This window comes from Aequorivita aurantiaca (genome assembly GCF_030410135.1).
GTDB lineage: Bacteria > Bacteroidota > Bacteroidia > Flavobacteriales > Flavobacteriaceae > Aequorivita > Aequorivita aurantiaca.
Map to the genome: position 1 here is coordinate 121214 of NZ_JAUGQQ010000005.1, position 14344 is coordinate 135557.

The 14344-nt window shown below is 38.8% G+C and carries 14 protein-coding genes; 7 read left to right on the forward strand and 7 right to left on the reverse strand.

What is annotated here, in order from left to right:
• Nucleotides 1–46: 46 nt before the first annotated feature.
• Nucleotides 47–778, forward strand: coding sequence for a biotin--[acetyl-CoA-carboxylase] ligase (locus QRD02_RS09390; RefSeq protein WP_290254686.1), 732 nt, complete (start codon nucleotides 47–49; stop codon nucleotides 776–778).
• 90 nt (nucleotides 779–868) lie between these two features.
• Here QRD02_RS09390 and QRD02_RS09395 read toward each other — a convergent pair whose 3' ends face one another.
• The gene (locus QRD02_RS09395; RefSeq protein ID WP_290254687.1) at nucleotides 869–1261 is read right to left on the reverse strand and encodes an SRPBCC family protein; all 393 of its coding nucleotides are present in this window, start codon (nucleotides 1259–1261) and stop codon (nucleotides 869–871) included.
• A 72-nt stretch (nucleotides 1262–1333) separates the two neighbouring features.
• Nucleotides 1334–1975, reverse strand: coding sequence for an orotate phosphoribosyltransferase (pyrE, locus tag QRD02_RS09400; RefSeq protein ID WP_290254688.1), 642 nt, complete (start codon nucleotides 1973–1975; stop codon nucleotides 1334–1336).
• A gap of 7 nt (nucleotides 1976–1982) precedes the next feature.
• On the opposite strand from pyrE, the gene QRD02_RS09405 reads away from it, so the two are divergent.
• Nucleotides 1983–2612 (forward strand): NUDIX hydrolase, encoded by a 630-nt coding sequence (locus QRD02_RS09405; protein WP_290254689.1) that lies wholly within the window; start codon nucleotides 1983–1985, stop codon nucleotides 2610–2612.
• Here the strand turns inward: QRD02_RS09405 and QRD02_RS09410 are convergent.
• Both QRD02_RS09410 and rho read right to left on the reverse strand, forming a co-directional pair.
• Nucleotides 2574–4310 carry a M14 family metallopeptidase gene (locus tag QRD02_RS09410; protein WP_290254690.1) on the reverse strand — a complete coding sequence of 579 codons (1737 nt, stop codon included), beginning with the start codon at nucleotides 4308–4310 and terminating at the stop codon, nucleotides 2574–2576. The genes QRD02_RS09405 and QRD02_RS09410 overlap by 39 nt on opposite strands.
• Before the next feature lie 177 nt (nucleotides 4311–4487).
• Nucleotides 4488–6188, reverse strand: a complete 1701-nt coding sequence (gene rho, locus QRD02_RS09415; RefSeq protein ID WP_290254691.1) for a transcription termination factor Rho — start codon at nucleotides 6186–6188, stop codon at nucleotides 4488–4490.
• Between the two features lie 199 nt (nucleotides 6189–6387).
• Here rho and QRD02_RS09420 point away from each other — a divergent pair, with 199 nt between their 5' ends.
• Nucleotides 6388–6798 carry a DUF4293 domain-containing protein gene (locus tag QRD02_RS09420; protein WP_290254692.1) on the forward strand — a complete coding sequence of 137 codons (411 nt, stop codon included), beginning with the start codon at nucleotides 6388–6390 and terminating at the stop codon, nucleotides 6796–6798.
• Between the two features lie 164 nt (nucleotides 6799–6962).
• Here QRD02_RS09420 and QRD02_RS09425 read toward each other — a convergent pair whose 3' ends face one another.
• Complete coding sequence (locus QRD02_RS09425) at nucleotides 6963–7454, reverse strand: metallophosphoesterase family protein (protein ID WP_290254693.1); 492 nt, start codon at nucleotides 7452–7454, stop codon at nucleotides 6963–6965.
• A 174-nt stretch (nucleotides 7455–7628) separates the two neighbouring features.
• On the opposite strand from QRD02_RS09425, the gene truA reads away from it, so the two are divergent.
• Together truA and QRD02_RS09435 are read left to right on the forward strand one after the other, a co-directional pair.
• Complete coding sequence (truA, locus tag QRD02_RS09430; protein ID WP_290254694.1) at nucleotides 7629–8375, forward strand: tRNA pseudouridine(38-40) synthase TruA; 747 nt, start codon at nucleotides 7629–7631, stop codon at nucleotides 8373–8375.
• Nucleotides 8376–8481: 106 nt separating this feature from the next.
• Entirely contained in the window at nucleotides 8482–10248 is a 1767-nt protein-coding gene (locus tag QRD02_RS09435; protein ID WP_290254695.1) for an ABC transporter ATP-binding protein, read from the forward strand.
• Between the two features lie 2 nt (nucleotides 10249–10250).
• Here QRD02_RS09435 and cdaA read toward each other — a convergent pair whose 3' ends face one another.
• Nucleotides 10251–11024, reverse strand: a complete 774-nt coding sequence (gene cdaA / locus QRD02_RS09440) for a diadenylate cyclase CdaA (protein ID WP_290254696.1) — start codon at nucleotides 11022–11024, stop codon at nucleotides 10251–10253.
• Nucleotides 11025–11074: 50 nt separating this feature from the next.
• Nucleotides 11075–11902, reverse strand: coding sequence for a dihydropteroate synthase (gene folP / locus QRD02_RS09445; protein ID WP_290254697.1), 828 nt, complete (start codon nucleotides 11900–11902; stop codon nucleotides 11075–11077).
• A 131-nt stretch (nucleotides 11903–12033) separates the two neighbouring features.
• Between folP and QRD02_RS09450 the strand changes: the two genes are divergently transcribed.
• Complete coding sequence (locus QRD02_RS09450) at nucleotides 12034–12588, forward strand: DUF1599 domain-containing protein (protein WP_290254782.1); 555 nt, start codon at nucleotides 12034–12036, stop codon at nucleotides 12586–12588.
• Between the two features lie 10 nt (nucleotides 12589–12598).
• Nucleotides 12599–14311, forward strand: coding sequence for a BT_3928 family protein (locus QRD02_RS09455; RefSeq protein WP_290254698.1), 1713 nt, complete (start codon nucleotides 12599–12601; stop codon nucleotides 14309–14311).
• Nucleotides 14312–14344: the final 33 nt, after the last annotated feature.

Consider the following 14344-nt stretch of genomic DNA (forward strand, 5'->3'; position numbering starts at 1 on the left):
TTTCTTGAAACGCCTTAAAAGCGTAATACTAAACATATTTATCGATTTGAACTTAATCAAACTTAGTGCCATCGATTCCACCAATTCCTACCTTAAAATATTGGCAAAGGAAACACGCGTGGATGACCGAACTGTAGTGATTGCGGAAAAACAAATTTCCGGTCGCGGACAAATGGGAAATGGGTGGGTTTCAAAAGAAGGTGAAAGCCTAACTTTCAGCATTTTTAAAGAGTTTGACGAATTGTTTGCTGATAACCAATTTATAATTTCAATGGCGGTTTCGCTTGGTATTTTGGAAGGATTCAAGCCATTAAATATTCCTAAAATTTCAATAAAATGGCCGAACGACATATTGTCAGCCAATAAAAAAATCGGTGGTATTTTAATTGAAAATGTTTTGGAGGGTAGTAGGGTGAAACATTCAATAATTGGGATTGGTATTAATGTAAATGAAACCGTTTTCACCAATCTGCCTCAGGCAAGTTCCTTAAAATTGCAGACTGGAATTGATTTTAATTTGGATGAAGTATTTCAAATTATTTTAAAAAGCGTGTTCAACTATCTGAATAATCTTTCTGAAATAGATTTTTCTGAAATGAAACAGCTTTACCAAAAACATTTATTTAAAGGAAATAAAATTTCCGTATTTGAAAACCCCAACGGTTTTCGCTATAACGGAATTATAAGAGGGGTTTCCGATATGGGCGAACTTTTGATTGAAACGGAAAACACTGCAATTAAAAAATTTCAACTAAAAGAAGTCAAACTTATTTATTGAATTACTTGTTTTGTCCGGTCGAGCGCAATCGATACTTTCTTTCAAAATAATAGATTACAGTTCCCGATTGCTCTCAAACAGCCATAAAACTTATATTTGCTCTAAATTCGATGCAAGTGTGTCAATAAATTTTGAAATTGGACCTTTTACCATCATCGCCATCATCATGTTGAATTCGCCTTCAAAATGCAATTCTACTGTTGAGGTATTTTCAGAAACCTCCTGAATATTTGCAGTCAAAGAAAAGGGAATTTTATCACTGATTGCGCCCAAAACTACTTTGTTCGGTCTTTCAACCTCTTTTACTTCCAGCGCAATTTCGGGCATTCCCTTCAATGCAAAAACAAAAGATTTTTGGCCTAGTACTTCAAATTTACTGATGCTTTCTGGCATTAAAGTTTCAAAATTCTTTACATCGGTCAAAAAATCGCAAAGTTCGGCTGCGGATTTTTGTACGGTAACTTTTTTGCTATTCAATTTCATTGCTATATTTTTTATTCTTTATTGATAAATTTTTTTGTGATTACGGGCAACTGCCATCGCCAATTGAACCCTTTATTGACCCCAAATTTGAGGATTTTTTCTCCACTGAGAAAGTAGCACCGCTTCTTCAGCATTGATATATTGGGATCTTTCGGCCTCTTGCAGCAACATTTCATAATTGCTCAATGTGTTCAAGGTAACATTCGCAGTTTTAAAATTTTCATCCGCAGTTTGAAAACCGTAACTGAAAATTGCAAGCATGCCCTTCACTTTTGCATTTGCTTCCTTCAATGCTTCTACGGCCATCAGACTGCTTTTTCCCGTACTTATCAAATCTTCAACCACCACCACACTTGTGTTCGGTTCAAAATGGCCCTCAATTTTATTTTGGCGGCCGTGGCCTTTTGCCTCGGGCCGAACGTAGCAAAATGGAACGTTTAAATAATCGGCTACCAATGCGCCCATCCCGATGGCTCCGGTTGCAACGCCGGCAATCATTTCGGGCTTTCCGTAAAGTTTCTCAATTTGTTTTGCAAGGTTTTCGCGTATGTAATTTCGAATTATTGGATACGAAAGCGTGATGCGGTTGTCACAATAAATAGGGGATTTCCATCCCGATGCCCACGTAAATGGGTTTTGTGGTTGCAATTTAATTGCATTAATTTGCAGAAGTAAGGCAGCGGTTTTTTGCGCCGTTTCTTTGTTTAATATCATTGTACAAATGTATAAAGTTTTTGTAAAAGATATTCCCATTATTCTGTCCACCGAGGAAAATATTGGGAAGCATTACACTACCATCCCTTTGAAACAGGCGCGTTTTAAAAAGTTGGTAAAAAAAATAAACAATGGCGAACTGCTTTACGTCAATCTCTACCACAAAAATGCGGAAAAACTTGAACGCTTTCTTCGGAAGAAAATAAAAGTGGTCGAGGCCGCCGGCGGGTTGGTCATTAACAGCAAAAAGGAAATTCTTTTTATACGAAGAAACAAAAAATGGGACCTTCCGAAAGGAAAAATCGAAAAAGGCGAAACCCACCAAGAAGCCGCCATTCGCGAAGTAATTGAAGAAACTGGGGTAATGGATTTGGAAATCCGCGATTTTCTAATGACAACCTACCACGTGTTTACGCGCAATGGAAAATTTCGTTTGAAAATAACCTATTGGTATGAAATGTTCAGCGATTACGATGGCCCGCTCATTCCAGAGGCCACCGAGGGAATTAAAAAAGTGAAATGGAAAAACTTCGAAAAATCGCAAGAGGCCCTGCAAGATTCCTATGAAAACATTAAACTTCTATTCCCAAAGGAATATTTAACCACCCACCCGAACGATAGGATAACGGAGGTGTGATTTTTCATAAAAGGTCGATTTTTTGTGAATCCAATCCAATTGCATATACCAGTTTTTTGAGAATTCGGGATCGTTTCGTTTTTTGGCTTCAAATTCTTTTTTGGTTTCTGGATTTTCGTTTAAAAAATTTTCAGCCATATCTTCCCAAACGTAAGGCGAAAAACCTTCCTTTTGCTGAAGGATTGCATCGAAAAAATTCCAATTAAAAAACGAGTCCGTAGCCGATGGTTCCAATGTTTCCAATAGATAACGAATGCCCGGCTGTTGCGTTTTTATTATAATGTCGCCAGGCTTTAGTGAAACTTGTTCAATGCCTTTTGAAACTTCGGTTCTATAATGCAAATAATGACCTTCAAATGGATTTTTGACCGTTTCAAAACTTTTTATGTGATACACTTCTGCGGAAATAGTTGAATCGTTTTTGATTTCGGAGAATTCAATATTGTTCAATTTTAAAAGGTCAATAACATTCCAGTACCCGTTCGGAACAATGTATGCCGAAGGAATTTTCACGGAATCCATCGGTTTGAAATAGTTGTAGTAAACAACATCTTTTACAAAAGGTTTGTCCAGAAAATATTTTAAGCGGTCTGAACCTGTTATTTTGCTCGGCACCATTTTTCCCTCAAAACCCTTGAAATTTAAAGTGGAAGTTTTGGTGGAATCCACCTCCCATGAAAGCGGATAATAGCTGCCAACTTTATATTTTTCTACAGCATTTGTCCGTAGGCGTTTAATTTTTGAAGCGTCCTTTTCAGCTATTGAAATAAAACTTTTCATCAATGCGTAAGTGCCTTCAACTCTTTGTTTATACGGTTTTAGCATATGAGTTTCAACCGTAAGTCCGAATGTGTTGAATAGGGTAGTATAGCCCGAGGCATACCGGGGAGAATCTAAAAACTGTGTAAACCCGAGTTCAGGCACTTGGTTGAAAACATTCACATAGGGAGTAATGTCCCATTTTTTTTGCTGAAGCGAATCTTCCAATTGCGGCATTAATGAAGTGTGTAAATAATGCCCCATTTCTCCACCAAGTTTATTATGCTGCGTAAAAAGATGGGTGAGCACATATTGGTAGTCGGCACCATTGCTCACGTGGTTGTCAATAAACAAATCTGGGTTTAACCAATGAAAAATTTCGGCAAAGGCGCGGGCATTTTTGGTGTCATTTTTTATAAAATCCCGGTTTAAATCATAGTTTCGCGCATTGCCGCGAAAGCCGTATTCGTCGGGGCCATTTTGGTTGGTTCGGCTTGTGCTGTTTCTGTTTAAAGCGCCGCCAATATTGTAAATTGGGATGGTAGCGATAATTGTGTTCTTCGGAAAAGGGATTTTATTTTCAGCAAAGTCCCGTAAAAGCAACATTGTGGCATCAATTCCGTCGGGCTCCCCGGGATGGATTCCGTTGTTTATTAGCAGAAGGTTTTTGCCGTTTTTTGAAAAGCTTTCCTTTGAATTTTTTTGGGGTGTATTTTCAGGATCAAATATCACAACGTGCAGCTGGAAGCCGCTATCGGTTTGACCCATTTCATAAACCTTTATTGGTGGAAATTTCTTTTCCAAAGCCAAATAGAAAGCAATTGTTTCTTGATAGGTGGCGGTTTGGTTTCCTCCAGAGTTCTCAAAAATTGTTTTTATGGGCTGGGCTATAGAATAGTTGAAAACTATAAAAATAACGAAGAATATTGTTTTTTGCATACCACAAAAATAAAAGCTTATTACTTTCTTTATCAAGAAACTTCTCAAAAGTTGTAACCACGTCAGGTACGATTATCCAAAAAATAGTAAAACAATATATTAATTATAGAAAACCTGAAAGCGGTAAATGAAAACGCCCCACAATTTCTTGCAGGGCGATTTTTCAATATTTATATTTTATCCATTCATCGAAATCAAAAACTCTTCGTTGTTCTTGGTCTGTTTGATTCGATCATTAATGAATTCCATTGCTTCCACGGGGTTCATGTCTGCAAGATATTTGCGCAATACCCACATACGTTGAATCACGTTTTCATCCAGCAACAAATCATCACGACGCGTGCTGGAAGAAGTTAAATCTATTGCAGGGAAAATTCTTCGGTTGGAAATTTTTCTGTCCAATTGCAGCTCCATATTTCCGGTTCCTTTGAATTCCTCAAAAATAACCTCGTCCATTTTTGAACCGGTTTCGGTTAAAGCCGTTGCGATTATGCTGAGCGATCCACCATTTTCAATATTCCTTGCAGCACCAAAAAAGCGCTTTGGTTTGTGAAGTGCATTGGCATCAACCCCACCGCTCAAAATCTTTCCACTGGCGGGTTGTACGGTATTGTAAGCCCTCGCCAAACGAGTAATGGAATCTAAAAGTATCACCACGTCATGCCCACATTCTACCAATCTTTTGGCTTTATCAATAACCAGATTTGCTACACGAACGTGCTCGCTGGCCTCTTTATCAAAGGTGGAAGCTACAACCTCGCCACGAACATTTCGCTGCATATCCGTAACTTCTTCGGGACGTTCGTCAATCAACAAAACAATTTGGTAAACCTCTGGATGATTTGCAGCAATTGCGTTTGCAATATCTTTCAGAAGCATAGTCTTACCTGTTTTTGGCTGCGAAACAATCATGCCACGTTGACCTTTTCCAATGGGTGCAAATAGATCTATAATTCTGGTTGAAATAGTACTTTGTTTATCGGCAAGATTGAACTTTTCCTGCGGAAAAAGTGGCGTTAAATGTTCAAAGGAAACACGGTCGCGAACCACATTTGGATTTAGCCCATTAATTTTATTCACTTTTATTAAAGGAAAATATTTCTCACCTTCCTTTGGCGGGCGCACTTCTCCCAAAACGGTATCTCCGGTCTTTAATCCGAAAAGTCTAATTTGTGACTGGGAAACATAAATATCATCGGGTGATGAAAGGTAATTGTAATCACTTGAGCGTAGAAAGCCGTAACCATCCTGCATAATATCCAGGACTCCTTCGCTTTCAATTATGCCATCAAACTCATAATCGGGTTCGCGATAACGGTTGCGGGAATCTTTATTGCCATTGGTTTTGTTATCGTGAACGTTGCCATCTTTTTGTTTATGGCCTTGATGTTTTTGACGATTGTCTTGGTTGTTGTTATCGTTGCGTGGGTTTTTTTGGCGGTTGTCACTGCTGTTGGGGTTAGACTTTTGGTGATGAGGTTTTTTATCGCCTTCGCTTTTTTCAGTTCTCTCATTCCGCTCATTGTTGGAGCGTTTATCCTCAGCCGGTTTTTTGTTGTCATCACTTTTTTTATCGTGATGTTTCTTTTGGTGCTGCGGTTTTTTGTTCCTGTTTTCGTTTTTTGGAGCCTGTGGTTTCTGTTCCTGTTCAGGATTGTCAACGACTGTGGGGGCATTTGCCTCTTTCTTTATTTCTGGGGCTGCTTCTTCCGTTTTTTGAACTGCTTTAACCGCCTTAGGATTTGCGGCCTGGTAATCAAGAATTTGATATACCAAATCCATTTTTTTTTGAGTGCGATATTTTGGCACATTAAGGTCTTTCGCTATTTCCTGAAGTTCGGGTAGCTTTTTATCTTTTAATTCTGAAATTTCAAACATGTAGAATATACTGTTGTTAATGTTGATACAAATGTTCCTTTTGAGAAGGTAAGTACGTTGAAAAGTTTTACGAAGACTAAGTAACCTTGATTGAACTGGTTACGAATTGTTCCTGCAATAATACAACAATAAATTAAAAAGTACTGTTATTTTTTTTAAAAAGAAAGAGTATTTTTGCTGCTCATTACAGCTAATTAGAATGATACAACGCGTTCAAACCATTTATTTAATTGTGTCCGCAATAATTATGGGGGCCTTGTTTTTGTGGTTTCCCGTGGTGTTGGGAAAAGATGGTTCTGTTATTATGGATCGCGATGAACCAGTATTATTCGGACTAATTTTTGTTAGTCTTGCATTGGCGGTTATTTCAATATTAAGTTTTAAAAAACGGCAGCTACAGTTTGTGCTAAACCGTTTAAATATAATATCAAATTTTGTATTACTAGGAGTTTTCGTTTATCGATTGCTTACATTATCCGGAGAAGCTATTGTTTCAGAGAAGGGTATTGGGGTGCTGCTTCCCATCATTTCTATCGTATTTTTAGTGCTGGCCAATAAGGCCATAAAAAGGGATGAGGACCTCGTAAAATCTGTTGATCGTTTACGATAAACCAATCTTGGTATATTAGTGCAAGAACCCCTGAAGGATGCCACCTTTGGGGGTTTTTTATTGAATAATTGAAAAGTAAAAGTTGAGTACTATTATTAGAATTTTATTAATTTCCCAAATTCAAAATCCCTATTCGCATAATGATAATGATATTTCGCTCGGAATTATTTATCAAACTCAATTACCTCCAAATTCTGGATTTTTTCTCCGTCAATTTCAAAACGTAACATAGTGCGTACTTTTTGAAATCCGTGCCTGCCTACCGCGCCGGGGTTCATATGGAGCAAACCCGTCGTTTTGTCTGGCATTACTTTCAGTATGTGGGAATGGCCACAAATGAAAATCTTCGGGGGATTGGAATAAATTTCCTGACGAATAGATGGATTGTACCGTCCGGGATAACCGCCAATGTGCGTAATCCAAACATCAATTTTTTCGCACATAAACCGGTCGTGAAGCGGAAACTCCATCCGTGCCTCGGTGCTGTCAATATTGCCGTACACCGCCCTCAAAGGTTTCAGTTCTTTGATGGCATCAGTAACGGAAAGGTCGCCGATATCGCCCGCGTGCCAAACTTCATCAGCGTTTTTTACATGCTTCAAAATTTTATCGTCAATGTAACTGTGGGTGTCGCTTAGCAGCAGGATTTTTTTCAAACCAGATAATTAGATTATTGGAATTTTGGATAGTTAGATCGCAAAGTTATTATTATTTTGGTTCATTGCCATTTAAAAATAAGTTCCCGATAAACACTAAAACTTTTTAAACAGTTAAACCCATCAACTCCTAAACTATATCGTAATTTTGTCAATTCTGAAAAAAAAATTCGCTTGCGTTATTTTATAGAAATAGCCTATAATGGCAAAAACTACTTTGGATGGCAGCGACAGCCCAAACAGGTTAGCGTGCAGCAGGTTTTGGAGGAAACGCTTTCAACTATGCTTCGCCGAGAAATAAAGATAACCGGCGCCGGAAGGACCGATGCCGGCGTGCACGCAAAACAATTATTTGCACATTTTGATATTGGGAAAATTGAAAATAGCGAAGAATTTCTTTTTAGGGCGAATTCGTTTCTTCCGAAGGACATTTCAATAAAAAATATTCGTGAGGTAAGAAAAGATGCACACGCTCGTTTTGACGCTCTGCAAAGGGAATACGAATATATAATTTCGTTGGGAAAGGATCCTTTTTCAAATGATTTTGCTTACCAAATTCACAACATGCCCAATGTGGAATTGATGAATCAAGCCGCCAAATTGCTATTGAAGCATAAAGATTTTCAATGCTTTTCCCGCTCAAAAACCGATGTGAAAACGTACAATTGCACAATTGTGAAGGCGAATTGGGAAGCAAAAAATAATAAACTTATTTTTACAATCGCAGCCGACCGGTTTTTGCGGAATATGGTTCGCGCAATAGTGGGAACACTTCTGGAAGTTGGTTTTGGAAAAACATCGTTGAAAGAATTTCAGAAAATATTGGATAGTAAAAGTAGGGAAGCGGCGGGCGCATCGGCTCCAGCGCACGGGTTATATTTAACGAAAGTGGAGTATCCGGAAAATATATTTCTAACATAAAATATTCAGAGCTTTTTCAATGAACCTGCAAGAACTATAGGTTAAAATAAAAGAGAAAAAATTACAAATTGATTGATAAATCAGTCACGAACTAAAGAAAATAAAAGTGTCAGAATCCACAGGAAATGCGTTTGATTTTAAGCTTTTTAAGCGATTATTAGCTTTCACTAAGCCCTATCGTGCCGTTTTTTATTTTGTGGCTTTTGCGGCAATCATCATGTCGGCACTCGCGGTGCTGCGTCCCTATCTTTTAAAACTGGCCATTGACAATTCCATGGTTCCGAAAGATGGTGATGAGTTTATGAAATACATCATATTAATGGTAGTTGTACTGCTGTTGGAGGTCATTTTTCAATTCGCCTTTATTTTTTATACCAATTGGCTGGGGCAAAGTGTAATTAGAGATATGCGCCAGAAACTCTTCAAGTTGATGATGAGTTTTAAAATGAAATATTTCGATAAAAGCGCCGTCGGAAGATTGACAACTCGCGCCGTGAACGATGTTGAAACCATTTCCAGCATTTTCAGCGAGGGTTTGTTTATGATTATTAGTGATCTTTTAAAAATGATAGTTATTGCCGGATTTATGCTTTATCAAAGCTGGCGACTGTCCTTAATAGTCTTTGTAGTTTTACCTTTTATACTCTATGCAACTAGGATTTTCCAAAAGGCGATGAAGGTTGCTTTCGAAGACGTTCGGAATCAAGTGGCCAATTTAAATACCTTTGTTCAGGAACGCATCACCGGAATGAAAATAGTGCAGATTTTCACGCGGGAGAAAACCGAATATGATCGTTTTCAGGAAATAAATAAAGACCATCGAAAAGCGTGGATAAAAACAGTGTGGTACAACTCTATTTTTTTTCCCATTGCTGAAACCGCGGGGGCTGTGGCCACAGGGTTGGTGGTTTGGTACGGCGGTTTGAATGTTATTGGAGGCGGCCTGGTAACCCTCGGTATTATCACTGCCTTTATACAGTATGCGGAAATGCTTTTTAGACCCCTGCGCCAAATTGCCGATAAATTCAACACCTTACAAATGGGAATGGTTGCCGCAAACCGGGTTTTCGGAATTTTGGACACTAAGTCGCATATTGCTGATACTGGCACGGTGGAATATACAGCTACAAATGGCGAAATTGAATTTAAGGAAGTCCATTTTGGATATAATGAGGATGAAGAGGTTATAAAAGGCATTTCCTTTAGGGCAAATCCGGGCGAAACCGTTGCAATTGTGGGAGCCACGGGAGCGGGAAAAAGTACAATTATCAATTTATTGAATCGTTTTTACGAAATAAATAGCGGCGAAATCTTAATAGACGGAATTTCTATAAAAAATTATAAACTCGCTTCCCTGCGAAGCCAAATTGCGGTGGTTTTGCAGGATGTCTTTCTTTTTGCCGATTCCATTTTGAACAATATTACCCTTGGCAATCCAGCCATTTCTGAAGCTGAGGTAATTGCCGCAGCCAAGGAAATAGGGGTGCATAAATTTATTGAATCGCTGCCGGGTGGTTATCATTACAATGTAAAGGAACGCGGAAGCATGCTCTCATCAGGGCAGCGGCAATTAATTTCATTCCTGCGGGCATATGTTAGCAAGCCCAGTATTTTAATTTTGGATGAAGCCACTTCATCCGTAGATACTTATTCTGAAGAATTGATTCAAACGGCTACGGATAAAATTACCGAAGACCGCACTTCAATAGTCATAGCCCACCGACTGGCGACAATTAAAAAAGCCGATAAAATTATTGTAATGGACGCGGGCAAAATTGTGGAAGTGGGCACACACCAGCAACTATTGCAGCTTGAAAAGGGTTTCTACAGAAATCTTTACGAAGTGCAGTTTATGGCTGAGGAATCCATTTAATTTCAACTTAAATCCTTCTTTAAAATTTTGAACAGCTCATCCGTATTTTCGAATAATACGAAATCCCCATCCTTTAAATAGGAAATCTGTCCGTTTTCCTCGGAAACAACCAAGCATACGGCATCTGTTTTTTCAGAAATTCCAACTGCTGCCCTATGCCTAAGTCCGAAGCGCAAAGGAATTTTTTTATCGTTGGAAACAGGTAGTATAACACGGGTTGCGGTAATTCTATTTTCTTCAATAATCATTGCCCCGTCGTGCAAGGGACTGTTTTTAAAAAAAATACTCTCAATAATTGGCTGATTAACTTCTAAGTTCATTTCGTCACCCGTGTTTTTAACAAAATCCAGGCTATTGTTTCGCTGAAGTACAATCAAGGCTCCGGTATGTGAAGCGGACATTTTTTTGCAGGCAGCCATAATTCCTTCTAAATTTGTCCTAAGGCCGGAATCGTTGCCGGAAAATCGAAATTGTTTTAAAAAGCGCCTTCGGGCGTTGAAATTTGTTGAACCCAGCATTAGCAAAAACTTTCGAATTTCCGGCTGAAACACTACTACCAATGCAAACATTCCGACGCCAAGAAAACCACCCAAAATCTTGCTAAGCAGTTCCATTTCTAAAAGTTGGGTAACTACGAAAATGGCGTACACAATGATAATTCCCACCAAAATGTTGATGGCCACAGTGCCCTTCACTAAGTTATAGAGGTAGTACAGCAGGAATGCAACCAGCACTATGTCCACAATGTCTATAATTCGTATGTCGAGAAAGTCCAAAAGGGTGCGATTTTTTGTAAAAGTACTTTAAAAATTTAAATGGTTCGTCTTCACGATTTCAGGTTTTCAAACAATTTTACGCATTCTACAGCTTCCTTTACATCGTGAACACGAATAATGGCGGCGCCTTTTAAAAGCGCTATTGTATTTAGAGAAGTCGTTCCGTTCAAAGCAAATTCTGCGGATGTTTCAAGCGTTTTGTAAATCAGCGATTTTCGGGAAATTCCGGCTAAAATCGGAACGTCCAAATTTTGAAATAATTCCAAATTATTTAAAAGCTGAAAACTTTGTTGGCGGGTTTTTGCAAAGCCAAAACCCGGATCGGCTATAATGTCGTTAATGCCTTCTTTCCGGGCGAGTGCTATTTTTTCAGATAAATCCTTTAAAACTTCCTTGGTCACGTTGTTGTAATCCGTAAGTTTCGCCATGGTTTGTGGGGTGCCCCGCATGTGCATCAAAATATACGGCACTTTCAATTTTGCAACTGTTTTATACATTTCTGCATCTAAGGTTCCGCCAGAAACATCGTTTACAATTGCGGCTCCGGCTTCAATCGCACTTTGTGCAACGGCACTACGGAAGGTGTCAATGGAAATAATGGTTTCGGGAAATTTTTGCAGGACACTTTCAATGGCTGCAACCACTCTATAAGTTTCTTCCTTTTCAGAAATCTCCGCAGCGCCGGGACGGGTGCTGTAACCGCCAATATCCAAAAATGTGGCTCCTTCCGAAAGCATTGTTTCGGCTTGCTTTAAAACTTCATTTTCTGAAAATGTTTTTCCGCCGTCATAAAATGAATCGGGCGTAACATTTATGATGCCCATCACTTTGGGCACGGAAAGGTCTATGAGTTTGCCGCGGCAATTAAGGGTCTGCAATTTCTTTGAATTTGGATTTTCAAAATTCGACTTTTTTACGGTAATGTGCCAATTCCACAATAACTTTGAGACTTCAACTTTGAACTTTGAACTATTTAAGCGAAATTTACGCAAAATCTTACACATCATTAATGGCGGATACTTCAAACCAATACAACGAACAAATTGAAAAATGCAGGGAGTTGTTTATCAAGAAAATGCACGATTACGGAAGTGCGTGGCGCATTCTTCGGCTTCCTTCCCTCACGGACCAGATTTTTATAAAAGCACAGCGAATCCGCGGTTTGCAACAAAATTCCGAAAGAAAAATTGAAGAAGATGAAACCAGTGAGTTTATCGGCGTGGTAAATTACGCCATCATGGCGCTCATTCAACTAGACAAAGGAATAGTGGAGCAACCTGATTTTTCTTTGGAAGAAGCAACCCAGCTTTATGATGAGCAGGTTGCAAAAACCAAGCAGTTGATGATGGACAAAAACCACGATTATGGCGAGGCGTGGCGCGATATGCGGGTAAGTTCGCTCACGGATTTAATTCTTCAAAAATTATTGCGCGTAAAACAAATTGAAAACAACCGCGGAAAAACCTTGGTATCGGAAGGGATTGATGCCAATTATCAGGATATGATTAATTATGCGATTTTTGCGTTGATTCATTTGGAAAAGGGAAAAGAGAATAAACAATAAAATATAGAGAATGAAAATATTAGTTGTAATATCAAGAATACTCGTAGGCGTACTTTTCATCATCAGTGGATTAATAAAATTGAATGATCCCGTTGGATTTTCATTCAAGTTAAAAGATTATTTCGCGCCCGAAGTTTTGGATCTTGGGTTTTTGGTGCCTTACGCTTTACTGCTTGCAATATTCGTAGTCATTTTTGAAGTACTGCTGGGCGTGGCGCTGCTTCTGGGCTACCTCAAAAAGTTTACGTTGTGGGCGCTGCTGCTTATGATTGTATTCTTCACATTTCTTACTTTTTACTCGGCCTATTTCAATAAAGTAACGGATTGCGGTTGTTTTGGCGACGCTATAAAACTAACGCCGTGGGAATCTTTCATTAAAGATATTGTGCTCTTGGTTTTGATTTTGATCCTTTTTATAGGGCAAAAATATATACTGCCATTCTTCACAAAAGGTACACGGAGCATTCTCATATTTGCATCGTTCGTTTTCTGTCTTGGAATTACCTATTATGTATTGCTCCACTTGCCAATAATAGATTTCCGTCCCTATAAAATCGGCGCGAATATAAAGGACGGAATGACCGTACCCGAAGATGCCCCAGGCCCTATTTATGAGTACAAATGGAAATTCAAAATAAATGGCGAGGAAAAAATTATTACCACAAATGGTGATTATCCGCAGGTTGACGGAGAATTGATCAGTACAGAAACTGAAATGATTCAGGAAGGCTACAGCCCACCAATCCACGATTTCACAATGGAAAGGGATGGCGAAGATTATACCGAACAATTTTTAAATGAAGAAAACCTGCTTGTCATTATAGCCTACAGTTTGGGCAATACCGAAAAAGACGGTTTCATACCAGTAAAGGAAATTACCGATAGAGCATTGAAAAATGGCTACAACGTTATTGGACTTTCGGCTTCCTCACAAGAAATGACCGAAGCTTTGACTGAAGAATATAAGTTGAATTTTAAGTTTTATTTCTGTGATGAAACTACGCTTAAAACCATCGTACGAAGCAATCCGGGAATTTTGGAACTGGATAATGGAACCATAAAACAAAAACTGCATTGGAACGACGCCCATAAACTGCAACTGCCCATAGTTGAAAATGCAAAACCTAAATTGGATTTATCTTTAAAACAGCGCTTGGATAGCATTGCGGTGCTCGACCAAAAATATCGTACGTTGATGCGTACCAAGTCTTTGGAAGAGCGAAAGAAATTGGGTGAAAAAATGGGTCTCTCCGAGGCTGAATATAGTGGTGATTTGGCTGTGATTCAAGGCGTTTTGGATAGCGTAAATATGGTTTTTGTCGAAAAATATTTTATTGAAAAAGGGTACCCCGGGATATCTGTAGTTGGCGAAGAATCAAGCCTTGTAGCTTGGAATGTACTTCAGCACAACCCAGATAAAATTCCGGTTTATTTACCTTTGGTGAAAAAAGCTGCCGAAACTGGAGAAATTCCAAAAACCTCAGCAGCAATTATGGAAGACCGTTATTTAATGATGGAAGGCAAACCGCAAATTTTTGGCTCACAGGGAATGACATATGACGATGCCCGCGGATCAATGATCTGGCCCATTGAAAATCCTGAAACCGTAAACAAAAGAAGAGCCGATGCGGGGTTTGATGAGACCATTGAAGCATATGCCAAAAGACTTTTCGGAGAAGATTTTGAATATAAAGCGGTGACCATGGAACAGATAAAGCAATAGCCAAATAAGAAATAAAAATTCCCATAAACAATA